The sequence below is a fragment of the Dorea sp. Marseille-P4042 genome, from assembly GCF_900290215.1.
Taxonomy (GTDB): Bacteria; Bacillota; Clostridia; order Lachnospirales; family Lachnospiraceae; genus Dorea; species Dorea formicigenerans.
The window spans coordinates 920,814-947,070 of the sequence record NZ_OLMI01000001.1; the positions used below are offsets into that span (position 1 = coordinate 920,814).

Here is a 26,257-nt window from a genome sequence, read left to right on the forward strand (position 1 = left end):
CATTTTACATATATTCTGGATTATTTCTTTCCATATTTTCTCTTTAAGCCCGGCATCTTTCCTTCCATCATTTTCAAGAACCTGTCTTTTTCTCCTGAATCCATTCCATCTTTCTCAATGATTGTGATCTGCCACTCCTTTGTAAAGAGAAGGAAATAATGCTCTGTCTCAATTAATGTATCCATAACTTCATATCTGACTGCATTTTTCCCACCGGAAAGCGGATTCTGGATCAGAATATCTGCATCACGAAATACAATTGGTGCGATCACTTCTTTTTTTCCATAAAGCTCATCCAATTTTTTCAGGAATCCTTTAATCTGTCTGCTCTCGATCATTTTTAATTCCCCATAAAAAATGACAATTGCAAATACTGCCAGCAACATCGTAGACGGTCTTCCTGCCAACATACAATATGCTGCCAGCAGCACAAATGCTGCACTGGCAATTGCACTGATCTTACGGATTCCCGGCTTGATCAGATATTTTCTCGCCTCTTTTAATGCTGACTCATTAATAACCGACTGTACTTCCATTTTAACCTCTCCTCATATTTTATTCCTTATCACTTTTCAGATATTACAGCATATTTTTCCAAGCCTCAGGCTGGCTCTGCCTCAGACTCGATTATTTCCTTGAAAAAATGTGTTTTATAAACACATAGAGTACAATTACAGATGCGCCTAAGTATCCAATTGCACCAAGTGCCGGGATGCCCAGAATCTTCGGCTTCATATCTGTCGTGCAGATAATGCTGGAACTAATAAGCAGCGCCATGACCCAAAGACCCATGACCACATTTCTCGTGACGCGGCGCAACAAATTCGCCAGGTCTTCTCCTGCATGCAGATCCAGATTGATCCTCGTCTGACCTTTCATGTAACCGTCTAAAAGATCTGCCACAAGAGCCGGAATATCCACTGCTTTTCTCATAGACAGATAAATGCTCTTCGCCCCGGATTTTGCTTCTTTTTTCCAGTCATGATTCTGGATAAACTGACTTTTCAGCCGGGATGCTGCAATCTCTACCATATTAATCTGCGGACTGATATCCGCAAGTACCCCCTCTACATGAGCAAGTCCTCTCACCAGCATAGTCAGTCCGTGGGGCATGGTGATTTTATTTTCCTTCATGACATCCATGAGATTCTGAAGGACTTCTGCCACGTCAATACTTCCCATATCTGCCGTTCCATACTTTGCCATCAAACCTCGAATGTCCTTATAAAGCTGGCTTGGATCTGGCTCTCCGCGAAATTCTCCAAGCGCCAGCACAGCATCCTGAATCATGCCGATATCATTAAGGGCAACACCTTCCACTGCCTTGGCAATCTGTTCCCGGTCGCGTTCTGTAAGTCGTCCCATCATACCCATGTCGATCCAGACAATCTTACCATCCCGGATTCGTACATTTCCCGGGTGCGGATCCGCATGAAAAAAACCGTCGTCCATGACCTGTTTGATGAAATTGTCCACATATTTGCTTCCTATTTCATTCATATCATAGCCATCTTCCAGCAAATGTTCCTTATCATCAATGGCGTAACCATCAATGTACTCCATCACAATAACCGAAGACGTGGTGTATTCTTTAAAAAGAACCGGCGTATCCACAAATGCAACGTCCCTGTTCTTCTCTTTGAACTCTTCCATATTCCCGGCTTCAATGATGAAATTCATTTCCTCTTGAGTGACCTTCCACAGCTCATTCAATACCATTTTAAAATCCACCATGTCAGTGATACTGATTGGTGGAACAAGGGATACCAGCTTGTGCATGAGTCCGATATCTCGCGCCATGGTCTCATAAATACCTTTTCGCTGTACCTTAATGACCACTTCTTCTCCAGTTTTTAACCGTGCCCGATGCACCTGCGCAATAGACGCTGAACCAAGCGGTGTCTCATCGATCCACTCAAATTCTTCCTGCCACTCATATCCAAAAGAGTCCCGAAGCACCTCCTCCACCTCATAAAAAGGCATCGGAGGTACATCGGAACACAACTTCTGCAATTCATCACAATAATTCTTCGGTAAAATATCTGATCTCAGAGACATCAACTGACCGACCTTAACAAAAGTCGGTCCCAAGTCTTCCAAAATCAACCTCAACTTTTCCGGAGTGATTCCTTTTGAAATTTCATGCTTGTGAAGAACCGCCGCTATTTCTCGAAATCTTCCTTTGTATCCATTTTCATTTTTCTTTTCGGACACGTTATTCTTCCTCTGTCTCAGTTTCTTCTACAGTTTCCATCTTACTGTCCGTTTCAGCTTCGGCTTCTTCTGTCTCCGTTTTCTCATGGTCATCGACATCTTCCACCTCAGCTGCTGAACCTGGAATATCATCGTCCTCTACGACCTCCGCTTCCACAACCTCTGCCTCATGTACCGTATGCATCTTTCCATTGGAAGCTTTGTAATCTTTGATCGTAGACTTCACATTATGCTTTAACTCTTTGTTGAGCACCTTTCCCTGCTCAACTGTCTCCTCACCTTTTTTTGCAAGAGTATCCAGAATATCTGCAGATTTCTCCACTGCATACGCTGCTGTTCCGATTCCTGCAAGTGCCAGTTTCTTTAATCCTTCTCCTAATCTTTCCATAAGTCATATCTCCTTTACGTCTATTCTAAAACTTCTATATCACGGAAGTTTTGTTCTAAATTGGATTACTGCAATATCTGCGCTATCTTCGGCAAAAATATAATGCCCCCTGCGATTGCTGCCATAATTGCCGCAATGAGCACTGCTCCTGCTGCGGTATCTTTTGCAACTTTCGCCAACGGGTGATATTCTTCTGTCACCATATCCACCACCGCTTCCACTGCCGTATTCACATGTTCCAGCGCCATGACCAGTCCGAACAGCACCATACAGATGCACCACTCAATCGCTGAAATCTTCAAAATCACACCCGCAATCACAACAAGCACTGCCGCCACACAATGAATCTTCATATTCCGTTCTTTCCGGACACAAGTAAAAATTCCCTGAAAGGCATAGCCGAAACTTCGATATAGCGGATCTTTCTTTTCCATCTTCATTCGAATCACCTGCTTTTATATATGTCACTATTATAACAAATTTCATTGATAATATCCAGTATGCCCGCAAGTTTTCCCTTTTCAAACTGTATACCAAAATTGTACAATTCAAAAAGGGACAGGTTAAACTTCAATTGGGGACGGGGTTTTTTTCAAAAAACCCCGTCCCCAATTGAAATTGTATTAATTGTCTTATTTATTTTTCCACGGCCACCGTATCTCTGCCTTGAACAGGTCTGCCTCTGTCTCAACATGGAAGTGTCCACCTTGCAGTTCTGTAAAGCTTCTTACGATTGCAAGTCCCAGACCGGAGCCCTCTGAATTTCTGGATCCATCACCGCGTACAAAACGCTCGGTAATCTCCTGTGGATTGAATGTCAATTCATCTTTCGAAACATTTTTCATCTGTACTACGATTTCATTTTCTTCTCTGAAAATATCCACAAATACCCTTGTATGTGGCATTGCGTATTTGGTAACGTTCACGATCAGGTTTTCAAAGATCCGGTATGTCTTTTGTCCATCCAGAACAGCCGTCATCTTTTCTTCCGGATAATTGCATTTGAATTCCAGATCTGTTTTTTCGATTTTTTCATCCAGCTCCAGTTTCACCTGTTTAAACAGGTTCACAACATCAACGTCCGTCAGATTCAATGTTACATTTTTGCTGCTTGCCTTACTGATATCGAACAAATCTTCAATCAATACCTTCAGGCGCATGGATTTTCGTTCCAGCACATCGACATACTCTTTCTTTTTCTCTTCGTCTTTTTCATCTTTCAGAAGATTAACATAAGTAATGATTGCTGTCAGTGGTGTTTTCAGATCGTGGGACACATTTGTAATGAGTTCTGTCTTCATACGCTGGCTTTTTATTTCCTCTTCCACTGCTTTTTTGTAGCCTTCCTGAATCTTTTCAATCTCTGGTTTAAATGGATTGAACATGCCAAGATCTTCCTTGATTTCCACATTCATGTTGCCTTTTGCCAATTCTCCGGTTGCTTCTAAAAGTCTGGCGTATTTTCGCTTTATGTCTTTGTAATATTTCCGCAAAATGAAGAATAATATAATGGAATATATGACAAGTGCCTGCATGCGATAGTCCCAGAAAAGACATACTAAAAATAATACGGCAAAGTTGCAAATAACGATTCTGAGTAAAATTTTGTTGCTCTTATCCGTCAAATCTACTTCCTGCAGCGATTTCCATACTTTTGCAACAAATGCTTTAAATCTTTTTCCAAGGGATTTTGCAGTATCTTCTCCGTTGCTCCCTATCGTTTTGATTTTCTTCCAATGGCGTCCGACCATGGTCTGCTGTTTCAAGTATCCTTTTATTCCCAGCGGTATGACTCTTCTAAGGCTCGCTGCGATCCAGTATGTGGCTGCAAATGTTCCGAGCCACACCATCCAGTCTAAGAAATCCGGATACCCTTTCTTCCGGCTTAACAATGCTCCGCTTTGATCCATCAAGACTTCAATCAGCACAAAAGCTGCAATCACAGTCACCTCCAACGGAGCATGGAAGATTTTTTCATTTCCTGTCTGAAAAGTCTTGAAGCAAGGATATAGCCATGCCGCAGCCGCTACGACCAGCATCCACAACAAAATTGTATGATTCATTTCATCTGGTGCGTAATACGAATCTGGATTTCCGATTTTATAATCATTGATGTACTCCTTCAGATTCTCCGTTGACATTGCAAACAAGTATGTTCGGTTCTTCGGTGTCTGCAAGGCTACTTCCTCATAATCCTCATCCGTATCAGGATAAATCGTCACTTCACAATGAGACAGCCAGCTGTCCTGAAAATAATTCCCGATAAGCTTTCTCATGGTTACCGTCTGTTCTTTTGCATAATCACTTTTCTTAATGTTGACACTTGGTTTCCCATTTGCATCATACGAAATAATCATTCCAAGGGCATAATTTTTTAGATTGCTTTCTGTCAGATTCTTCCCTGAACTGACCGTACTTTTTTCAACATCACCGCCATTTTCATCAAGCACCCGATAGTCCAGGTAAGAATTCAAATGTGAATACTCTGACATTTCTGCATTGTAAGAATCATACAGAGATTTTTCAACATCATCTGCGTACTTTCTTCCACTTTCTGTATTATAGAGCAGATACGTACTCTCCAGAAAATGTCCCAGAAAATCTGACGATTTCTCTGCATTTTTAAATGCTTTTGTCTTCGTCTCAGTTTTCATCTGATACCAGCCAAAATACCCGGTCATCATTGCCAATGATGGAATCAATATTGTAATCATGATAAAAAATATAGCTAATTTATGCCTGTTTTTCAATTTTGTATCCAACTCCCCACACCACCTTCAAATATTTTGGTTCCTTCGGGTTAATCTCAATTTTCTCACGAATATTCCGCACATGCACCATGATCGTGTCTGTGTTGACTGCACGTTCATTCCACACACGTTCATAAATCTCGTCTGCAGAGAACACCCTTCCAGGATTCTTCATTAACAATAATAAAATTTTATATTCCATCGGAGTTACTTTTACAAGCTCCCCATCCACACGAACTTCCACTCGTTCTTCATCTAGTTCAAGACCTCCGATCACGTGAATGTTCTGCGTCTTTTCTTTGTCTCCTAATTTTTCCATAAATCTCCGGTATCTGCGAAGCTGTGAATTTACTCTTGCAAGCAGCTCCAATGGAGTAAATGGTTTTGTTACATAATCATCAGCTCCCATATTAAGCCCCATGATTTTATCCACTTCTTCTGATTTTGCAGACAGAAAAATCACCGGAAAATCGTATTTTTCCCGAAGCTTTACCGTCATCTGGATCCCGTCCATTCTTGGCATCATCACATCCACAATTGCCAGATGGATTTCTTCCTTCTCAATTACTTCCAGTCCCTTAACTCCGTCTGCCGCCTGGAATACTACATATCCCTGGCTTTTCAAATATATCTCAACACCCTCCCGGATTTCCTTATCGTCTTCAACAATCAGCACATGATTCATTTCCATATTTTTATATTCCTCTCACTTTCCAACACCTTAATTGCTTTACCAAGTATATCATATCTGACTCCTCCTTTTTCACTTTTCTTCAAGATATATATAATTTCTCTTGTTTTAAATATCATAAAAATGAATATTAAAAAACAGCATGCAGAAATTCGAAAGATTTTCTAAAGATTCTACAATTGAATTTCTCGCTTTAACGTACTATACTGTTTTTATATATTTCGATTGCTATGAGGTTCGTCTGTTTTCATAATCTCATTGCTATCATACCTATAAAAATAATATGAGGTGAATTTATGCATAAAGAATTCTTAATGGGTAATGCCGCCATCGCGCTCGGCGCTGTAGCTGCCGGTGTAAATGTGGTCGCAGGTTACCCTGGAACACCTTCTACCGAGGTTCTTGAGACAGTCGCAAAATACCGCCCGGATGATGTCTATGTAGAATGGTCTGTCAATGAAAAAGCCGCTATGGAACTGGCTGCCGGCGCTGCTTACGCCGGAGCGCGTTCTCTCGTCACTATGAAGCAGGTCGGTTTAAATGTTGCATCTGATCCACTTATGAGTTTGGAATATGTTGGAGTCAAAGGTGGCATGGTCATTCTCGTTGCCGATGATCCGGGACCGATTTCTTCCCAGACCGAGCAGGATACAAGACATTTTTCCAGATTTTCCAAGCTCCCTTGTTTCGACCCTTCTTCCGCCCAGGAAGCTTATGAGATGATTCAAGAAGCATTTGAATACTCCGAAAAATATAAAACACCGGTATTCCTTCGTCCGACCACAAGAGTCTGTCATGGCTATGCAACCATCGATATCAAGGATAAATCCGAATACTACCACAACAAACCGGAAGGCTTTATCAAGGATTCCAAGCGCTGGGTCATTTTCCCGAAACTGTCTTTTATGAATCATCAGAAAATTGAAGCCAGGAACAAAAAGCTTTCCGATGTTTTTTCTTCTTATGAAAAGAACAAACTGATTCCGGCTTGTGACAAATATGCCGACTCAAAAAAAGGGATTGCTTCCGGAGGAATCAACTATACATACGCTATGGAGACATTAAAAGAGACTGGTATGGTACGCCATCTGAAAGTCTCTACACCGCACCCGTTTCCTGAGAAACTGGCAGTCGAGTTCTTAACCGGACTGGACGAAGTGCTCTGTCTGGAAGAATTAGATCCAGTCATCGAACGTGAATTAATTTATATTTGCGGGAAATATCATTTAAATACGAAGATCATTGGCAAGCTGAGCGGTGATACTGCCTGTGCCGGAGAAAATACACGAGACAGCATCTCTAATTATATCCATACATTTCTTGGATTAGACACGTCAAAAGCACAGGAACTTCCAGATCCTCCGGCTCTGCCTGTACGTCCTCCGGTTCTGTGTGCCGGCTGTCCGCACCGGGCTTCTTTCTACGCAGTCAAAACTGCCATGAAAGGTAAGAAAACGATTTTCTGCGGTGACATCGGCTGTTATACACTTGGAAATGCCATGCCTCTTGACATGGTTGATACTTGTCTGTGCATGGGTGCCGGACTCAATATTGCACAGGGCGTAGAAAAAGTAGAACCCGATACCACCTGCTTTGCATTCGTGGGTGATTCTACATTTTTCGCCTCCGCGATCACCGGCGTAGTAAATGCAGTCTACAATCAGGCAAATATGGTACTCGTTGTTCTCGACAACTCTACAACTGCCATGACCGGCCACCAGCCACACCCTGGCACCGGACGGACCGTCATGGGAGAAATCGTCCAGAAAATCAATATTGAACAGGTACTGCGAGGAATTGGTGTCACCGAGATCGAGACCATCAATCCTCTGGAACTGGAAGCTTCTGTTTCTTGTGTTAAACGCATGGCAGAAAAATCCGGCGTAAGAGCAATCATTTTCAAAGCTCCTTGTATTGCCGTTACCAAGCCAAAAGCTCCGCTTCATGTCGATCAGGATTCCTGTATCGGCTGTAAAAAATGTATCCGTGATCTGGGCTGTCCGGCGATTGTGATGAATGATGAAAAAATCTGCATTGACGCTTCTATGTGTACCGGCTGTCATCTTTGCAGCCAGGTGTGCCCGGTCTGTGCAATTGCAGGAGGTGACGATCATGAATAATATCGTAAATAATACAACTACAGCAAATGTTATAAACACTTCCGATATCGCAACAAACAGAAATATTGTTCTGTGTGGTGTCGGCGGTCAGGGAACTGTCCTCGCCTCCAAGCTCCTTGCAGCAGCAGCTATGAGCAAAGACATTCCTGTCATGAGTGCTGAAACCATCGGTATGGCACAACGTGGCGGCAGCGTTTTCAGTCATTTGCGTATGGGAAAAAATCTATATTCCCCAATGATCAAAACCGGAACTGCCGATCTTATTATTGGCTTTGAACCTGGAGAGACGGTACGAATGCTGCCTTACCTGAAAGAACATGGGCAGGTTGTCGTCAGTACCCACGCGATCAAACCAGTTACCGCAACACTAAGCGGCTCTTCCTACGACGCGCCTCCGATGATCGATTATCTGAAGAAACATGTGGAAAATCTGACTCTTATCGATGCAGATACTATCTGCCGGCAAATCGGTTCTCAGAAAGTATTGAACATGGTACTTTTAGGTGCAGCTATCCGCACCGGAGTTTTAGATTTTTCCCTTGAGGAAATAGAAGAAGTAATGAAAAAGACCTTGCCGGAGAAATTTCATGAAATGAATTTAAAAGCACTACGTTACGCATAAATTATATAACATAGAAAGGATTTATCACTATGCAGATTTCATCAAATCAAATTGCACAAGTTAACCAGCAGATTCAGGCTTTATTAAATGCCAATAATTTCTATGGAAAAAAATTAAAAGAAGCTGGCGTATCCAGCATTCAGTCCGCAGAAGATTTCGAAAATCTTCCATTTTCTGAAAAGAATGATTTAAGAAACGCTTACCCACTTGGACTTATGACTGCTCCTGAAGAAAAAATTGTTCGAATCCACTCTTCTTCCGGAACAACCGGGCTTCCGGTCATTATTCCATATACAGCAAAAGATGTGGATGACTGGGCAATCATGTTCAAGCGCTGCTACGAAATGGCAGGCATGACGAACATGGATCGTATTCAGATCACACCGGGATATGGACTGTGGACTGCCGGAATCGGTTTTCAGGCCGGCGCTGAAAAACTTGGCGCCATGGTCGTTCCTATGGGACCCGGAAACACAGACAAACAGCTTCAGATGATGATGGATATGAAGACAACTGTTCTTGGTTCCACTTCTTCCTATGCACTTCTTCTGGCAGAGGAAATCGAGAAACGTGGAATTAAAGATAAGATTCACTTAAAAAAGGGAATCATTGGCTCCGAGCGTTGGGGCGAAAAAATGAGAAACCGCATCAAGAGAGAGCTTGGAATTGAGATTTACGATATCTACGGTCTAACTGAGATTTACGGTCCAGGAATCGGAATCAGCTGCTCACATGACTGTGGTATGCATTACTGGGACGATTACATTTACATTGAAATCATTGATCCGGTAACTGGAAAAGTCCTGCCGGACGGAGAACTTGGCGAAATCGTCATCACGACTCTTGTAAAAGAAGGTGCACCTCTGATCCGTTACCGCACTCATGACCTGTCACGTATCATTCCGGGAGAATGCCCTTGTGGAAGCAAATTCCCACGTCTTGATACAATCATGGGACGTACTGATGACATGATGAAGATTAAAGGTGTCAATGTATTCCCAAGTCAGATTGAGGAGATTCTGAAAGAATTCTCTGAAGTTTCCAGCGAATATCAGATTCGCATCTCACATCTGGACGGAAAAGATACCATGCGTATCTATGTTGAGACAAATGGAACAGTAGACTTCCAGGATCTGAGCAAACGAATTGCTTCCGTAGTTAAGAGCCGCATCGGATTCACACCACTTGTAAAAGTCGTTGAGATCGGACTGCTTCCGAGAAGTGAGAAGAAGACGAAACGTGTGATTGATGAGAGATATGAGTAAATTCAAGAATGTCACGTCATAATATATAAGCCGTCTGCCATCGCTATGCTCCGAGTATATAACATTTCGATAAGCCACTTAAAACTGTAATCATGTTCAGCATTAGCTTCCATGATTACATGTGTCTTATCTCCATTATACTCAAGTCGCATAGCGATGGCAGACGGCTTTTTTATTATCCACTACGTTAAATTATATTTTACTCATTGAAAAGCAAGATGTAATTCGATATAATTCTGAATCCAGAAAGGAAAATCAAGTTATTAATTATTTCTTCAGGTCGTCTTCACCGAAGCTGTATGGCAAGAGTTCACGCATGGTGAGGATCTTTTCTTCTTTGTCGTTGGCGATGAGGATTGGTGTGTCTGGCAGGAGAAGTTCACTTAGTACCTGGCGGCAGGCTCCGCAAGGCATGGTGAGTTTTTCTGCATGGGTAGTAATTGCCATGGCTTTGATATCTTCTTTCCGATAGCCTCTGGAATATGCTGCAAATATGGCGCTTCGTTCTGCGCAATTTGAAAGTCCGTATGATGCATTTTCGACATTGGAACCGGTTATATATTGCCCGTCAGTTAATTCAACGCATGCTCCGACTTTAAAATCAGAATATGGTGCATAGGCATTATCGATAGCATTCATGGCATATATTTTCAATTTATTGCTCTTCTTCGCCCTTCTTTTTCCGGTCATGGATTCTACCCTGAGGCGGAATACCGCTGTCATTGGGATCACTTTTTCATTGAACGGAAAATCTTCTCTCCGGTACTGCTTCATTAATATCCTTAATGCCTCGTACTTTTCTTCTTCGTTAAGCATCTCGATATATCCCTGACCAATTACACTTTCATACTCCATGGCGCAGTTTCCCTGAGCTTTATCCAAAATCAACTGATGTCCACAGTCCATTTCGAAAGATGCCCGGTTGTCTTTTTCTATTAACTCGTATTTTTTTCCTTCCAGTGCCCCGTGAAAATAAAGTACCGGCATATCATTTTCTACCTGAAGCCCAAAGTTGAGCGGAACGATGTATGGATAATCTCCATCATGAAGTGCTATCCTGCACACATCACATTTTCTCATTACTTCTAATATCTCCTGTTTATCTGTAATCTCTCTGTCTCTTCGTCTCATAAAATCATACCTTTCAATTATTTTTGTGCATAATTCAAGAATGCCTCAATTTTAATATAATCATAGTAACATATATAAAAAGTATCTTCCAGTTTCATAATATTAGACTTTCCACATCCGGTAAATATAATGATACTTCATGCCATCCTGCCGGAGGCTTTTTAGCATAATAGGAAATACGATTTCCTATTATACAAAAAAAATACGGCAGGATCACCCCGCCGTATTTTTACGTGTCTTTATTTGTTTTGATCCTAAAATCTTACGATTCTATTTTATGATTTTTACTCAGCTTTTTTTGCTGTCATCTTAGGTCTTACTACGAAGATTACAAGTACAAGACCGATTACTGCTACGATTGCTGCAAGACGGAATACTGAATTCACACCATTCTGAATATATGCAACATTTGTAGGATCTGCTGCTGTACTTAAGTTGTAAGCAGCCCCGAATACTGCTGCTGCAATTGTGTTTGCAAGTGAGTTTACGAAGTTTACAAGTGATGTACCTACACCCATGTCAGCCGGCTGTAATGTTGCCTGTGCACTTGGTGTGATAGATACGGAACGATAACTCTCAGCAATACCTGTGATTGCCAGTGCTACGAAGTAAATGATGATTGATGTACTTGGTGTTGTGAATCCCATAACTGCCATTGGCACTGCTACGAATAATGTTCCAACTACCATAGCTTTCCAAGCATTAGCTGCTTTCTTACCAACCCATACACCTGCCATTGTTGGCAGGAAGATTGTGATGATTGTACGTGGCATCTGAAGAGCTCCTGCTGCACTTGTGGAAGTTCCCATAACTTTCATAGCTCCGATTGGTGCGTATACGTTCATAGCACTCTGATAGAAGTAGCAGATAAATCCAATAATCAGAAGTACTGTGTACTGTGAGTTTTTGAACAGTTTCAGAGGAATCAGCGGCTCTGCTGATTTTCCTTCAATTTTTACAAGTACAACTAATGCTACGATACCGATTACGAAACCTGCGATAATCATCGGATTTCCCCATCCCATAGATGAACCGAAGTTCAAGGCAAGAAGAATACCTGCAAGTGCTACTACAAGTGCGATGATACCAGGAACATCAATTACAACTTTTCCTTCTCTCTTAACATTCGGCATATTCATACCAATCAGTACAACTCCAAGAATAAGTGGTACTGCCGGCATAAGGATAGCAACTTTTAAAAGTCCCATATCTGTCAGGATCCCTGCGATAATACTTCCACCGAATCCTCCGACAGCGATTGCTGTTGCCAGCATACCCATTGCCTTTGGAACATCTTTTCTCTCATTGATCAGACCAGCAATGATGTATGGAGCTGCTGTAAATGCACCCTGTGCAAGTCCGATTAAGAGACGAAGAATCATAAGTGGTACTAAGGATCGTACAAATGTAAATGCAATACCGCATACTGCGCAGATGATTCCAGGAATCACTACAATATTTCTACGTCCGATTAAGTCTCCAAGTTTTCCACCAATAGGAGTCATAATAGACACTCCCATTCCGCCCAAAATAGAGAACAGGGCTACATATCCCATTGCGTTAACGCTCTCCAGGATTGGAGATGTCAGAGTTGCAAATACAAGTCCATTCATTGCTACGGAAAGCATCATACAGATACATCCAATCTGAACTGCATTCTTTTTGCCCTTCGGAAGCGGAATTGCTACCTGTGGCTGTGTTTGTTGTTCGTTTGCCATGATAATTACTCCTTTTCTCTCATTTTTCTTTAGATTTATTTATTTGTTATTTTTTAACCACTGAGTTGCACAGTATGCCAGACAGCTTGGTCCGATCGGGCATACACCCTCATTAAACTGAACCTTTGGATTGTGAGCTCCGTACTGGCCTCTCTCATCCGGATATCCTGCTGACAGATACATAAATGTTGATGGAACCTTTTCTGCGATAGATGCAAAATCCTCTGAAGCACTTGCAGAAGCTCCCGGATAAGGCATCATTCCCGGAATATTCATCTCCTTCATATATCCTACAAATTCATCTGTAAGTTTTGGATCACAAATAAGCGGCGGTACTTCTGAAAGCATTGTAATCTCAGCAGTTCCTCCATAACTTTCTGCTGTCTTTGTTGCAACCTCTTTCATTCTGCGGACCATAAGCTCTCTTGCCTGCTTATCATTACTTCTGATTGTTCCTTTCAGTGTTGCAATATCCGGAATAATATTCTCAGCTGTTCCACCCTGGAACTGACCTACTGTCATAACGCATGCTTTGGTAGGATCAATCTCTCTTGCCATGATAGCTTCTAATGCAAGATATACATGAACTCCAATGTTGATCGGATCGATAGAATTCTGTGGATAAGCTCCGTGAGAACCTTTTCCTTTGATATCAATCTGGAATCCATCTACAGAATACATCATAGTTCCGTTGTCATTATACATATAGATTCCTACCGGCATTTTCCCTGCTGCCACATGATAAGCAAGGGCTGCATCTACCTTCGGATTCTCTAAAATACCATTTTCAATCATATTCTTGCTTCCCAGGAAGTTCTCCTCAGCCGGCTGGAACATAAATTTAACTGTTCCTTCCAGTTCAGACTCATTCTCTTTAAGCATCTTAGCTGCTGTAAGAAGCATAGCTGCATGGAAGTCATGTCCACATGCGTGAGCTTCTTTTCCTGTTGGACATGCAAATGGTTCTCCACTTTCTTCCGGCATCGGAAGAGCATCCATGTCTGCACGAAGCATAATACATTTTCCGCCGTGACCTAATGTCGCGGTAACTCCATAACCACACTCCTTAGGTTCAAGCCCATACTCAGTAAGCTTTTTCATAACATATGCCTTTGCTTTTGGCATATCAAGACCAACCTCTGCATTTGTGTGGAAGTAGCGGCGATTTGCAATCGTTTCTTCGTTGAGCTCCTGAGCTCTTTCATAATAGTTCATATTGGTTCCTCCTTTTTATATGGACACGTAAATATACATTTACGCAAAACAAGGGGCAGACTCATGCCTTACATGTTCTTACCCCTTTGTAACCTGATTCAGCTGTGTGAAATTACTCCCATTTATTTTATTCACAACAGTCACCTTTTCCCTTCAAACCAATCTTAATTTCTGTAAATGTCATTTATGGAACATATCCAGCATATTTCCGGAACACTTCAAGAACATTTGCAGAATACTTATGGAATATTTATGGCATAATTATAGCAATGCCTAATAAAATCGTCAATCATTTTTACACTATATTTGATAATTTTAATCAGTGATTAACGTTTTGTGCAATTATTCCATATTTAAATCAAAAAAACTGTGCAATATTTCATTTAGTCACTTGAATTATGCACACATTTCAATTAGAATATACAAGGGAGGCGAGTACTATGAAACAAAAAATCGTGATTATCACAAGTAAATACCTTCATCCTTTTGTTGAAAAGGCATTTGAAGATTTTAAAGAAGACTGTACTGTGACCATTGCAGATTATACGAATTTTGATCACATTACAGATATTTATAGAAAATATGAAAAAACTGCTGATGGATTTATGATAAGCGGAACGACTGCCATGGCAGCAATCGAACATCATATTGGGGAATTCCAGAAACCAGTCATCTCCTTTCATGCTGACCTGATTTCTTTTTACCATGCCCTGGTCAAGCTTTTTCTTGAGCGGAGAGACCTGGATCCGACAAGATGTATTTTCGACTTTATGCTTCCAATCGTAAAAGATCCTGAGCACCCGGTTGAAGCCACTGCCGATTATCTGATTCATGAAATGGATCTTAATAATCTTGCTTTAACAATGGATAAATGGGCTAGCCAAAGTACAATCGGTGATTTTTCAATGGTGGAGATGAACATTGCACTTCGGACAATCGAACTTTGGGAAGCCGGCAAGATTGATATGGTATTGTGCGCTTACAGCAGCACCATGCCGCTTTTGGACGTGAAAGGCGTTCCGAACTACTTCCTATATCCGGTAAAAAACCAGCTGGAGTCCCAGATCAAAGAACTTCTTGCACAGATTAAACTGGAAAAATACAGAAAAAATCTTCCGGTTGCAATTGCAATTGCTGACCGCAATAAAACTTCCGGCGAAAAATCTGATGACAGTGTTCAGGATGCTGTCCAGAAAGTTGCAAAAGCCCTTCTGATCGATGCAGTATTTCAGGCTGAATCTGAAATTTATTATATTTATACTACTCATCGTGTCGCAGCTATGCTGACAAAAAATTTTGAAGTAGAATATCTGGATTCTGCATTAAAAGATGACTATGGCATTTCAACAGCAATTGGGTATGGTATTGGAAACAGTATTACTGAAGCAAAGAAGCATGCTGAAAATGCATTGCGTGAATCCTGGAGTTCAACCGGAAGCTTCGTCATGAATGAGTCAAACCAGATTATCGGACCGCTTGGTTCTTCCCAGCTTCCGAGTTTCCAGCAGAATCTTCCAGACGATATCTTTCAGATTGCCGAGAAATGTAAGTTATCTACACTTACAATCCAGAAGCTGATATCAATTGTTAAGATGAATGGATCTTATGAAATAACTACAAATGAACTGGCAAATCACCTTGGTGTTACTGTCCGTAATGCCAACCGTATCCTGCGCAATCTTGAAAATGGCGGCGCTGCCACGATTGCACATACCCGTTCCACTGCTTCAAAAGGTCGTCCAGTTAAAGTATATCGCTTAAACTTATAAAAAGTATAGGAGCAAAACTGTCAAAATTACAGATTGCTCCTTTTTATTTATGTGAAACAGACATAGTAAAAGCGGATACCAACCATTTTATTGATATCCGCCCCTACTGTGTTGGTTCAATCATCTTCAATTGTTCCTTTCTCTTTTTCATTCTTTAATCTTCTGTGTTCGGTGGTCCGTACCTTCCTTTCATAATCTAGGGGGGGGAGTATCAGTACTAAACTTATCTGCTTTTTCTTTCCCGATACACTTCAAATAACTTTATGAATATTTACAACTCGCGTTTGTCTTATATTTCATATCTGTTATTTGATGGTTTTATATTAACACGCGCGAGTTATTTTGTCAATATATTTGATTATTTTATTTGTATTTTTTATCTATTCGTTTTTATCTTTACTATTTTCAGAATTCTCTTATATTAAAGTCCTTACTTCAATCAGATTTCCGTCCAGATCATAAAAACGCACAACCTTCTGTCCCCAACTATAAGTCATCAGTTGGTTTACATATTTGATGTCCGGATATAACTTTTCCAACTTTTCTACAAATGCTTCTATATCTGATTCTTCAAAATAAAGTTCACAGGCATTATTTTCCGGAATGACTTCTTTTTCCAGAAAGCTTTTCCAGATTTTTTCGTCCTGAAGGACGAGCCCTTCTGTCAGAATCACATTTCCATCATTGTCCAGTATCGTATCCAGACCAAATAAATCATGATAAAATTTTTTAGATTTTTCGATATCCTTTACAACAATCAACACATTTCTCAGCTTCATACACTTCTCCCCTGTTCTGTCATACGGATTTTCTTCACACTGTTATAAAATGAATCCTTCTTCTTTTGAACGTTTATATTTTTTAAAAGAAAATTTTCTTTACTCCGGTTTGATAATTCGAATCAGTCCCTTATCCAACATAAGCGTCCTATTCCATGGATTCAAAATCACCCCTTTAATCTCCGGTACAGTAAGCGCTGCATCAAATAGTTTATCTATATCTACAAGAAATGTCGATTTTACACTGTCTGCACCTTTCATTTCTTCATTAAAACTTGTAAACGCATACCACCAGTTTGCACCGTCGGAAGTCTGAATCATCTTCAGATTCATTTGCGTAGTTCCAATAGATGGCTCAACCGCTACGATTACCTGCCCTGAGTCCTTCATACGTCTTCGAATCACAGTCAGCGTATGTGCAAGCTGCTCCTGAGTCGCTTCCTTTTGCAAAGCTTGTATTGCCACCTCTATCTTTTCATTTCCTTGCAATGTTTCATCCTGTCTATCCATAAATATTTCTCCGCTTATTCTAGTTTCCCTTTTCTTTTAATTTCAATAGTTTTTCAACATCTTCCAAAATTCTTCAAAGTTCTCTGCAATCCAGTAGACATTTCCTTCATCATTTGATTCTTCTTTAACTTTTCCAAATGATTCCATTTTTCTTCTCCTAAAATAAATCCAGCATATTATCCAGATATATTTCTTCCCTGACATGTAATTGGTACTCCGGCTTTGTCATATAATAAAGCAAAAATTCCAAAATCAAAGCACTTCCAAGGCTCCGACCTTCGATTTTGAAATTCGAAAATCCCATTGGCAGATAGATATTTTGAATAGCATCAATTCCGATAAACCCCGGATTAGTCATTGCCTTTGAAAAACGGTAACCATGATTTATATCCGGCGCAGTACAGTGATGCTCCAAACTGTTCTCTCCAAGATTCTTGCGGCTGACTGCTTCGTAACAGCGTTTCCTGTCCTTACAGCCAAACCAGCAGCATTCATTACACAAAAATTCCACTTTATCTTTTTGCATCTGGGACAACGTATTTAACTTGTCGAAAGATTTATTCAACCTAAAATCCGGTACAACATACTGAAAATCTTTTCGATTCATTTCATTCAAGAACTGTTCAAAATCTGTCAACACTTTCGTTGTTGACGAGACAAAATACAGCCCAGGATAATTCTTTTTCAAATATTCCAGCAACAAATCTGAATAAACAATTACCCCGTTTTTCTTTACTTTAGTCTCTTTATTTTCCACATTCTTTTCAAATAATGCACAAAGTTCATTACACCTTTTATCCGACAAATGTTCCTCTCTAAGTAATGAATTGCTAAATGTCAGACGGGATGAAATCCCATATTCCTGCATCAATTCCAGAACCTCTTCCGGCTCCTGTTCTCCAAATCCGGCACGGCCGCCACCCCAGATACAGTCCGCCGGGGCTCCGTAAATCGAGCCAATCTCACACCAGTCATAAAAATATTCTCGATGTTTGCGAAATAAAGGCAAAAATTCACGGTACAATTCATAAAATTCGAACAGCCCCGGAAGATGGTAGTATGCTATACTTTTCTTTGTATTATACATTTTTTCCCAGATTCTCCAGCTTCTGAATTGCATCTACATCTTTTGCAAGTTCATCTCTTGCATTTGCATAATAACATTTCTGGAACAGCATATCCCATGACAAATAACTTGCCATGCAATCAAACTGCTTACAAATCAATTCGTATTGTATATTATCTAACGGTGAGCCGCCTACTACAATCAACCCAATCTTTTTTTCTTTTAGCTGCAGTCCGCGGCAATAACATTTATCGATGACCTGTTTCAACTGTGCTGTCATTCCCCACCAGTACACAGGTGTTGCAAAAAGAATCATATCTGCTTCCACCAGTTTATCAATCGTTGGATTCGTATCGTCCTGATCCACACAGCCTTTATGACATTGACAGGCACCACAGCCTTTACACGGACTGATATGTAACTTATCCGGAGCAATCACCTCAATTTCATTCTTTTCATCCGCTCCTTTTATAAATGCATTGATTGCTGTCAATGTATTTCCTTTTCTGGCACTTCCATTAATAATCACGATTTTCATAATAGCTCTTCCTCCCTCTTAATAATTGCATTTTAATTAATAGTGCTTTTTAATTTTTCTTACAAAGCTTCAAAATGATATCTTGGTTTTCCGACGCTCTTCTTTCCATATTCAATCGCCTCAGTCGGGCAATAACAGATGCATGCCATGCAATGCGTACAATTTTTACTCCAGACAGGTTTCTCCTGTTCCAGGTGAATATTATTAAGCGGACACTTTTTTACACATTGTCCGCAACCGATACAAGAATCATTTGCCTGAAATGCGTTGGCTTTCACAAAAAATTTATAGAAAATAGGATTTACCGGTCCACTCATAAAACGGTCATATAGATTATTACGTGGTGGGCAAAACTCTTTTCCGGCTTTGATATATGCAATGATTTTTTTAATGACAGGTTCTGCTTTTGTTACGATTTTCCATGCTTCTTCTGCTTTTGGCGCATCAAACATGGCAATATAATTCTCCGGCATGAGAATCTGTGCCGTTCCCATATATTGAAATTTCTTTTGTTCTGAAAGCTCCCGATTGTAGTTTGCTGCATTTCCTATCTCACTGCCACAATTCATAACAAACCAGATACGTTTTCCACCAATGAATTCCGTTTTATCAATCCACTCTGATACAATTCTTGGAATACGCCAGGCATAAGTCGGTGTCACAATAATCACATCTCTGCCAGTCTGCAATGGTGATGTATCATTTTCTTTTATTTTCATGTTTAAATCTACTGCATTTTCCTGTATTGCCTCGGCAATCCGTTTTGCAATATATTTACTGTTTCCTGTTCCTGAAAAATAAAGAACCAAAATATAGCTCCTCCAAATCCTGATATTTTGTAACTATTCTGCGTCAGCTCCTACAAATATTTCACGATATCTTCCAGTTTCCGCTTCGGTACTACATAATCTTTATTCTCATCGAGATAATATTTGATATTTCCGTCTTTTGCGTCTTCCATTTTGCTTGTATGACTCGGATAACCAAATGCTACAACTGTATGAAGCTTCTGTTCTTCTTTAAGTCCAAACATATTGGAAAGTTCTGCTTTATCACAAGCCCCAATGATACAGCTTCCTACTCCATGGTTCCATGCCGCCAGTGTCATATTGCTGATTGCCAGTCCGGCATCTGTATCACAATATTGCCCCCGGTTAATATTCTCATTTTCTATAATTCCTATGAATAAGACCGGCTCTTCCCCGGCTTTTGGCTGCCCTTCCTCTTTCGGAAGATAACCTGCCCATTTCGTATGTTCAAATACTTCTTTTACCTTCTCCTGCGACTTCACAACAACATAGCTTAATGGCTGTAAATTTGCCGCACTTGACGCATAGCGGGCTGCAGTCAGCATTTCATCAATGATCTCATCCGATATTGGTTCCTGCTTAAATCTCCGGTAAGTTCTTCTTAGCTTTAATAATTCCATCAATTCCATATTTTTCACCTTCCGCTTTCTTTTTAATTCCGTTCATATATTTTCTTACTTCTTCGAATGACTGGTATCTGATTTTTCTAAGTTTTCAGCAATATTTAATATGTATCTGCACCTCGGGAAACTGGAACAGCCATAAAATTGTTTTCCTGTATTTGCTCCGCGGCGTGCCGTTCGAAGCACAAGTTCTCCGCCACATACCGGACATATAATCTTCCCTGTTGTTGCCGGTATCTCCATTTGCACTTCTTCTAGTATTGTAGGATTCATCATTGCTGGCTCTTCTTCTATTTGCGTCATGGCCTTTTGCTCTCCAGCCGCTGATTCTGCAACAACGGTTTTAGCATCTACAGCCGCCTCTTCTTTTTCAGTTACTTCCAGCTCTTCCGCTTCGACTAAATCAATTAACTCTTCATATCTGGCAGCGTAATCTTTTCTTTCGCCCGTATCTCTCTCCAACATTTTTCACCAAATCCAAGCATTTCCTTTTTTGTTGACTTTGGAAGTTTTGACTCAGCATTCATTCTCCGAATGGTCGCAATTAATTGATCTGCCCTTATTACTTGTTCTTTCACTTCTTTTTTCGCATACCTGTCATTTAAGTACGTCTTTTCATTTGCCAACACAACTAATGATTTATGAAATGATGAAAAACTCATTCTAACCATTGCACCCATGACAGCATTCCACTCTTCGGATTTACATTCTTTCAACACTTCCATATGACGCTCGTTCTGAGTAATCGGAGAATAAATACCTTCTTTCCAGTAACGTTTTCCGTATTGTATTGTCCGGATAAAATTTCCTTTCGAATCAATTTCTATATTTCCCACAAGGTTCTTGCATTCCAGCAAAATCATCAGCTTGCTTGTTACAATCACGAAATCAATCTGTGCTTCCCTGCCATCTTTTGCCCGGATACAGATATCCTGCAATACAACCAAATCCATATTACTATTTTTTAATTCATAAAGAACTTTCTTCTCTCCATCAATTCCTGCTTTTGTGAGAATTATTTCTTTCTGAATATTCTCTTTTACTTTCCCAGTCGCTCTTGGAAGTAACTCTTCCAGTTTTGCCAAATGCTCCTCTGCACTGTTTGACTCCTTTAAAATTATAATTTCCGGCTTTGAAAAAATCCCCATAACTCTTTCCTTTATCTAATGTTTACTTCATAATAAATAATTTTATCATTTTCCCATATGATTTACAATCCATATATACTGTATTAAGTTTTTATTGTCTATCAGGAGATATTAGTACATATGAAGAATTTATGATTATATTAACAGCTTGCAGTTTACTCATCGCAATTCTGAATTGTGCATATAGAAAATAGCACCTTAAACTCCTGCAAAGCTTAAGATGCTATTTCTAATTAATCATTACTTAACTTATTTCATTACAATATTTATATCTACTCGAAAATGTTGATTTTACGCTGTTTTTCGCTATCTAGCTTCTGATTTACTCCATTTTTACTCCAATTTTAAGGCAATATTTTCAGTTCGGCTACTTCTTCTTTTTTCTTTTCTTCTGAAACGTGCGTGTATAAATCGGTTGTCATTGCCAACGTGGAGTGACCTAAGAGTTTCTGCACTACCTGTTGGTCTACTCCATTTTCATAGCACCTTGTAGCGTATGTATGTCGTAGAGTGTGACAGGTAAATAGTTCAAATATCTTCGGCTCTCTCTTTTCTTCCTTTGCCAGTTCAATCTCTATTACATTGATTTTTGCCACATAGTCTTTGATTGCACTATTGACGTTGTAATAGTAAACTGGCGAACCGTCTGAACAAGTAAATACTAAATTTTGAAATTCTTTGTGTTGTTTCCATATTGAGCGTTTCCACATCTTCTGTTCTGTCTGCTTTATCTTCTGATTTTGCAAAATCTCATATACTTCATCTGTCATAGGAATAACACGATTGCTTGATATGGTTTTGGCAGTTGTATAGAAAAACTTTGAACCCTCGACGGGACTAGAAGCCTTTGAATAATGAATTGTCTTATTGATTGTAATTTCTCTTTTTCCAAAGTCACAATCTTCCCATTTCAGTCCAAGCACTTCTCCAATCCGACAACCTGTTGTCACAGCAAATTTCAGCACATTGATGTGTATATAGGAAGAAGCAAATGTAAAAAATTTCTCCTGTTCCTCTTTTGTTAATACACGCCTTTCCTTTTTCACTTCTTTTGGCATTTCCACACCGATACAGGGATTTTTTCTAATGTATTCGCTCAATACCGCCTTATCAAGCATATCACTTAACATAAATCTGATATTCGATACCGTTCCATGTGCAAGACCGCTGTCTATCAAATCATTTAAAAATTTCTGTACATGATATGTTTTAATGTCCTGCAAATACATCTTTCCGATAGAGTTCTTCACTCTTGAATTGTAGTAACTGTGGTTTTTGTATATCGTAGTCATTTTGACTGTTTTCTTCTTATACAACTCCGTCCACGTTACATACCATGCGTTTAAAGTGATACTTTCGCCATTGCCATTCAAACCATGTTCATCTTCATAAACCGCTTCTCGCAACTTCCGTTTCAATTCATTCAATTTGAAATCATAAAGCGTTTTACGTTTTCCTGTTTTACTTGTAAATCTTGCAATATAGCGTCCGTCTGCTCTCTGTGAAATTCCCTTACCGAGTTCTTTACCCTTTAAATCTTTACCCATACCAACTTTCCTTTCTTCTACTGAAAGAAATATGGTAAAGCAAATATTTCAATTTTCATTATATCGACACCCCATTTTCTTTTCAAGCCCTTTTACATTGATATTCCAACCATTCATCAAGTAATTTTTTATTTGCATACAGTCGATTACCAATGCGTACCGTAAATCTATTTTTAGGATTATTCAACAGTTCTCTTGCCTTTGTCTTTCCAATCCCCATATACTCACAAAATTCATTTATATTTAGTAACGCTTTCTCGATACGATTACCTCCTTTCCTCTAATTTTCTTGCTTTTATGTAATCATCATACAACTGCTTCTGTGTGATATTCATTTCTCCATTTTTCACAAGATTACCGATATAATCTCTCTGCTCTATCTTCCCAACCTCTGCAAACAGTTTCAAAGACGGGGCAACATACTTTTCTAACCACTCCCACACCTTTTGCAAACTTTTCTTCTGTGGCTGTATGGTAAGTTTCACCTTGCCTATATCTTTCATCAGTTCCGCCCACGCTTGATAGGTTAGATAAAGCCTTTTTCGTGTTGTCGTGCTGTCTGTCGGCTTTTCTAAAAATCGTATTTTGCTGTTTAATACTTCCATTGCCAGTCCTGCCACATCTCTATATCTCAATAATTCCTGTACTGCACTTACCGCCATTTCCTGCCGAAATCTCAACTCATATCTATTCCAATTTTCGTCTAATTCTGTTCCATACTTTTTATTCTGTTCATATCCCTTTTCATAAAATACCAATCTCAAATTACTGGCTGAACTGCCGAGATAAAGACTACCACCTTTACTCTGAAACACTTCTTCTTTCAGTTCTCCCGAGTCGTGAAAATCTATCTCCCGTAACTTTGAAGAAAGTAATCCCTCTTTTGTCCGTACAATCAAATCGGGAATACTCAAATACGGTTTTCTATCATCTATCGCCAAATCAATCCGAGGAACATTGATATGATACTGACAAACTCTGTTTAAGAAATCAAACCATGTTTCCTCATTGAGTTGTAAAAAATTCTCATAGTTGCGACAGCCTTTCCCACTCATCAAAATCTGAAAGCCTTGATACTGTGCATTTCCTGTCGGCTTTAGCACCTTGATATTATCGAAGATTGCCACAACCTCATGCCCTGCAATCCCTTTTTCATAGCCTGTTACCGTCATAAGTTCCAAAGGTATTCTCAGCACATCTTCTATAACTGCTTCTAACGGAACTTCCTTAATGGTTATCTGACACCAGTCTATCAAGGCACTTAATTCTTCTTTCTGCCGTATTACTCCCCTGTTAGTGTAGGGGAGTTTTGGAAGAAAACTTCCGCTTCTTTCTTCCAAATTTATCAAACCTCCAATCTGCAACGGCGTTGCCATTGCCCTGCCCTCAACCTGACGTTTGGTACGTCAGAACGAGGACAGGAACTTTGACCGCCTACATATTTTTGTTTGGAACAGGGCGGATACCCTTACAGGTAATCTTCTCCACTAATACAGGGAAATTTCCTCTCTGCACATAAGGGGCATAAACTGGTTCTTCCAGTTCCACCACAGCATAAGGCTCAATCTTCGGAAGTTCCGTTGCTTCCAAGCGAATATCCACGCTGTTTCCAAGTTTCATGCTTCCAAGATGAAGTTTTAAGGCTTCCACTTCCTCTGTTTTCTTCTTACTGTCTTTATCATAGCGGTAACAGTTATCCGCACCCATAAAGCGAAGTTCTCCAAATGCTTCTTTTACCTGTTCTTTTGTCAATGTAATCTGCATACACATTCCTTTCTCCCCGTTGAACCGATAGGTCAGTTTCTCATATTTTCATTTTCCTATTACGACGCCGTTCATTGTTCAGTTTTTTCTGAACTTAATTGTATATTAGCACAGGCATATTCGTTTTGCAATAGAAAGTTTAGTTTTTTATAAACTTTTTGTTTTCTTTTTTCTGAACTTGTGGTATAGTGTCCTTAGACGATAAAATATGAGAAGTTATAACGAGATATGGAAAGAGAGGGTTTTTCAGATGAATACAATCGCAGAACGGATTAAATTTGCCATGAGAGCAAAAAATAAAAAACAGGTGGACATAGTCAAAGATACAGGTATCAGCAAAGGGGCGTTCAGTTCCTATCTTTCGGGACAATACAATCCAAAAGCCGATAAAATGGAATTGATTGCCGACTCCTTAGATGTAGACTTGCGGTGGCTTTACGGAGAAAATGTACCTATGGAACATACAAGTAAGAATAACAATGCCCTGCAATATGTCTTTTATAACAACTCCTGCTCCGAGTATCTTCTTGATAATTTAGACGATATCTATATTGCCATGATGACCCAATATGCCGCCCTTATTCCACGCTTTTATGTTCTTGTCAATCGTGCTGGAAATGCAATGCACCTATTACCTTTATTTTTGAAAGAAGACAGTTCCGAGTTCTACGAATGTCCGTCTGATTTCTTCTATTCCGACAGGCATACTATTTTTACAAGAGATTTTGAAAGTATTCACATGGTATTAACAACCGCCACGATTTACTATTACGGAATTGATACAAAAACTTATGAACCGAAAGTTACCAAACTTGCCTACTCACAGACTGACGATTGCTTTTATATTGACAATGAAGTACATGATTGTCATATCAAAGCATTTGAAAAAGAAGTGGTAAAAGAAGCACTTTACTTAAAACACAACGCCCAGTAACAGACAAGAGGACTTGCAAGGTTTCTGACCTTTCAAGTCCTCTGCTGTATCATGGTTCTGTTGGCTGTGTCCGTTCCGTCAAGGACTGCCCTACGGCGTATCGGCTACGCCTTGTTCCTTGACCTCACCACATTTCTCTCAACTTTTTAGAAATCAGTAAATTGACTGTAATCAATGGAATTACTATACAAAAGAAACTAACGGTAAACCATAGTGGTATATCCCTCTCTAATTGAACACGAAAAAGCAGAATAATTGCCATAAATATGGTTCCCAAAATCTCCATAAAATTCAACAATTTTTTGCGGAATTCTTGTAGACGCATCCGATTTTGTATCCTTTCAGATTTCCCTATTACATAATTTACTTGCATATCATTTACATCTTCATCTGATATAAGTTCATCCATACTTACATCTAGTTCTAATGCCAGTTTTTTTGCCGTAATCAAATCTGGACATCTTGAACCATTTTCCCAACGACAAACTGTCTGCCTTGAAACATATAACTTATCTGCCAGTTGTTGCTGAGTGAGATTTTTTTCTTCTCTGAATTTTTTGATGTTATCATTTAATGCCATACTCCATACCTCTCTTTCATTCACATCATATAACGATAGAACCCAAAATAAAAGTACCAGTATGTATTTCCTTTGT

At 39.7% G+C, this 26,257-nt stretch carries 27 protein-coding genes; 5 read left to right on the forward strand and 22 right to left on the reverse strand.

What is annotated here, in order from left to right:
* Window positions 1–20: 20 nt before the first annotated feature.
* The 6 genes from C7E02_RS04705 to C7E02_RS04730 form a co-directional block, all read right to left on the reverse strand.
* Window positions 21–536, reverse strand: a complete 516-nt coding sequence (locus tag C7E02_RS04705) for a YcxB family protein (RefSeq protein ID WP_022279281.1) — start codon at window positions 534–536, stop codon at window positions 21–23.
* A 91-nt stretch (window positions 537–627) separates the two neighbouring features.
* Window positions 628–2,214, reverse strand: coding sequence for an ABC1 kinase family protein (locus C7E02_RS04710; protein ID WP_022279282.1), 1,587 nt, complete (start codon window positions 2,212–2,214; stop codon window positions 628–630).
* Between the two features lies 1 nt (window position 2,215).
* Window positions 2,216–2,602: a hypothetical protein gene (locus C7E02_RS04715; protein ID WP_022279283.1), complete on the reverse strand. Its 387-nt coding sequence runs from the start codon at window positions 2,600–2,602 to the stop codon at window positions 2,216–2,218.
* A 65-nt stretch (window positions 2,603–2,667) separates the two neighbouring features.
* On the reverse strand, window positions 2,668–3,042 hold the full coding sequence (locus C7E02_RS04720; protein ID WP_005341410.1) for a diacylglycerol kinase family protein: 375 nt from the start codon (window positions 3,040–3,042) through the stop codon (window positions 2,668–2,670).
* A gap of 192 nt (window positions 3,043–3,234) precedes the next feature.
* Window positions 3,235–5,364 carry a sensor histidine kinase gene (locus C7E02_RS04725; RefSeq protein ID WP_105308920.1) on the reverse strand — a complete coding sequence of 710 codons (2,130 nt, stop codon included), beginning with the start codon at window positions 5,362–5,364 and terminating at the stop codon, window positions 3,235–3,237.
* On the reverse strand, window positions 5,336–6,043 hold the full coding sequence (locus C7E02_RS04730) for a response regulator transcription factor (protein WP_105308921.1): 708 nt from the start codon (window positions 6,041–6,043) through the stop codon (window positions 5,336–5,338). Before C7E02_RS04730 ends, C7E02_RS04725 begins: the two co-directional genes overlap by 29 nt.
* A gap of 296 nt (window positions 6,044–6,339) precedes the next feature.
* Here C7E02_RS04730 and iorA point away from each other — a divergent pair, with 296 nt between their 5' ends.
* From iorA to C7E02_RS04745, 3 genes are read left to right on the forward strand one after another with little or no spacing between them, the layout of a single operon-like run.
* The gene (gene iorA / locus C7E02_RS04735; protein ID WP_105308922.1) at window positions 6,340–8,163 is read left to right on the forward strand and encodes an indolepyruvate ferredoxin oxidoreductase subunit alpha; all 1,824 of its coding nucleotides are present in this window, start codon (window positions 6,340–6,342) and stop codon (window positions 8,161–8,163) included.
* Complete coding sequence (locus C7E02_RS04740; RefSeq protein ID WP_105308923.1) at window positions 8,156–8,785, forward strand: indolepyruvate oxidoreductase subunit beta; 630 nt, start codon at window positions 8,156–8,158, stop codon at window positions 8,783–8,785. The genes iorA and C7E02_RS04740 overlap by 8 nt, the downstream gene beginning before the upstream one ends.
* 29 nt (window positions 8,786–8,814) lie before the next feature.
* Window positions 8,815–10,050: a phenylacetate--CoA ligase family protein gene (locus tag C7E02_RS04745; protein WP_005334005.1), complete on the forward strand. Its 1,236-nt coding sequence runs from the start codon at window positions 8,815–8,817 to the stop codon at window positions 10,048–10,050.
* A gap of 267 nt (window positions 10,051–10,317) precedes the next feature.
* Here the strand turns inward: C7E02_RS04745 and cdd are convergent, their stop codons facing one another.
* The 3 genes from cdd to C7E02_RS04760 all read right to left on the reverse strand — a co-directional run bounded on the left by cdd (window position 10,318) and on the right by C7E02_RS04760 (window position 14,114).
* Window positions 10,318–11,181, reverse strand: a complete 864-nt coding sequence (gene cdd, locus C7E02_RS20045) for a cytidine deaminase (RefSeq protein WP_105308924.1) — start codon at window positions 11,179–11,181, stop codon at window positions 10,318–10,320.
* 284 nt (window positions 11,182–11,465) lie between these two features.
* Window positions 11,466–12,899, reverse strand: coding sequence for an MFS transporter (locus C7E02_RS04755; RefSeq protein ID WP_105308925.1), 1,434 nt, complete (start codon window positions 12,897–12,899; stop codon window positions 11,466–11,468).
* 39 nt (window positions 12,900–12,938) lie between these two features.
* Window positions 12,939–14,114, reverse strand: coding sequence for a M20 family metallopeptidase (locus C7E02_RS04760; RefSeq protein WP_105308926.1), 1,176 nt, complete (start codon window positions 14,112–14,114; stop codon window positions 12,939–12,941).
* Window positions 14,115–14,554: 440 nt separating this feature from the next.
* On the opposite strand from C7E02_RS04760, the gene C7E02_RS04765 reads away from it, so the two are divergent.
* Window positions 14,555–15,883 carry a hypothetical protein gene (locus C7E02_RS04765; RefSeq protein WP_242978741.1) on the forward strand — a complete coding sequence of 443 codons (1,329 nt, stop codon included), beginning with the start codon at window positions 14,555–14,557 and terminating at the stop codon, window positions 15,881–15,883.
* Window positions 15,884–16,299: 416 nt separating this feature from the next.
* On the opposite strand, the gene C7E02_RS04770 is transcribed toward C7E02_RS04765, so the two are convergent.
* From C7E02_RS04770 to C7E02_RS04820, 12 genes are all read right to left on the reverse strand, one after another.
* A complete protein-coding gene (locus C7E02_RS04770) occupies window positions 16,300–16,662 on the reverse strand; it encodes a VOC family protein (protein ID WP_105308928.1) in 363 nt (120 codons plus the stop codon).
* A gap of 99 nt (window positions 16,663–16,761) precedes the next feature.
* Window positions 16,762–17,172, reverse strand: a complete 411-nt coding sequence (locus tag C7E02_RS04775) for an SseB family protein (protein WP_029731333.1) — start codon at window positions 17,170–17,172, stop codon at window positions 16,762–16,764.
* Window positions 17,173–17,329: 157 nt separating this feature from the next.
* Window positions 17,330–18,259, reverse strand: a complete 930-nt coding sequence (locus tag C7E02_RS04780; RefSeq protein WP_105308929.1) for a hypothetical protein — start codon at window positions 18,257–18,259, stop codon at window positions 17,330–17,332.
* On the reverse strand, window positions 18,252–18,776 hold the full coding sequence (locus C7E02_RS04785; protein WP_105308930.1) for a flavodoxin family protein: 525 nt from the start codon (window positions 18,774–18,776) through the stop codon (window positions 18,252–18,254). The genes C7E02_RS04780 and C7E02_RS04785 overlap by 8 nt, the downstream gene beginning before the upstream one ends.
* A gap of 59 nt (window positions 18,777–18,835) precedes the next feature.
* Window positions 18,836–19,585, reverse strand: a complete 750-nt coding sequence (locus C7E02_RS04790) for an EFR1 family ferrodoxin (protein WP_029731337.1) — start codon at window positions 19,583–19,585, stop codon at window positions 18,836–18,838.
* A gap of 50 nt (window positions 19,586–19,635) precedes the next feature.
* Entirely contained in the window at window positions 19,636–20,214 is a 579-nt protein-coding gene (locus tag C7E02_RS04795) for a nitroreductase family protein (RefSeq protein ID WP_105308931.1), read from the reverse strand.
* A 45-nt stretch (window positions 20,215–20,259) separates the two neighbouring features.
* A complete protein-coding gene (locus C7E02_RS19630) occupies window positions 20,260–20,673 on the reverse strand; it encodes a topoisomerase DNA-binding C4 zinc finger domain-containing protein (protein ID WP_242978742.1) in 414 nt (137 codons plus the stop codon).
* Entirely contained in the window at window positions 20,616–21,356 is a 741-nt protein-coding gene (locus C7E02_RS04800; protein WP_242978743.1) for a nuclease-related domain-containing protein, read from the reverse strand. The genes C7E02_RS19630 and C7E02_RS04800 overlap by 58 nt, the downstream gene beginning before the upstream one ends.
* Window positions 21,357–21,700: 344 nt before the next feature.
* Window positions 21,701–22,903: a tyrosine-type recombinase/integrase gene (locus tag C7E02_RS04805; RefSeq protein WP_105308932.1), complete on the reverse strand. Its 1,203-nt coding sequence runs from the start codon at window positions 22,901–22,903 to the stop codon at window positions 21,701–21,703.
* An 82-nt stretch (window positions 22,904–22,985) separates the two neighbouring features.
* A complete protein-coding gene (locus tag C7E02_RS20410) occupies window positions 22,986–23,165 on the reverse strand; it encodes an excisionase (protein ID WP_081445676.1) in 180 nt (59 codons plus the stop codon).
* Between the two features lie 4 nt (window positions 23,166–23,169).
* Complete coding sequence (locus C7E02_RS04815) at window positions 23,170–24,279, reverse strand: replication initiation factor domain-containing protein (protein ID WP_203226944.1); 1,110 nt, start codon at window positions 24,277–24,279, stop codon at window positions 23,170–23,172.
* A 58-nt stretch (window positions 24,280–24,337) separates the two neighbouring features.
* Window positions 24,338–24,667 (reverse strand): hypothetical protein, encoded by a 330-nt coding sequence (locus C7E02_RS04820; protein ID WP_004613680.1) that lies wholly within the window; start codon window positions 24,665–24,667, stop codon window positions 24,338–24,340.
* Window positions 24,668–24,917: 250 nt separating this feature from the next.
* Between C7E02_RS04820 and C7E02_RS04825 the strand changes: the two genes are divergently transcribed.
* Window positions 24,918–25,601 (forward strand): helix-turn-helix domain-containing protein, encoded by a 684-nt coding sequence (locus C7E02_RS04825; RefSeq protein WP_025482937.1) that lies wholly within the window; start codon window positions 24,918–24,920, stop codon window positions 25,599–25,601.
* Window positions 25,602–25,725: 124 nt separating this feature from the next.
* Here C7E02_RS04825 and C7E02_RS04830 read toward each other — a convergent pair whose 3' ends face one another.
* Window positions 25,726–26,181 (reverse strand): helix-turn-helix transcriptional regulator, encoded by a 456-nt coding sequence (locus C7E02_RS04830; RefSeq protein ID WP_105309012.1) that lies wholly within the window; start codon window positions 26,179–26,181, stop codon window positions 25,726–25,728.
* Window positions 26,182–26,257 lie beyond the last annotated feature (76 nt).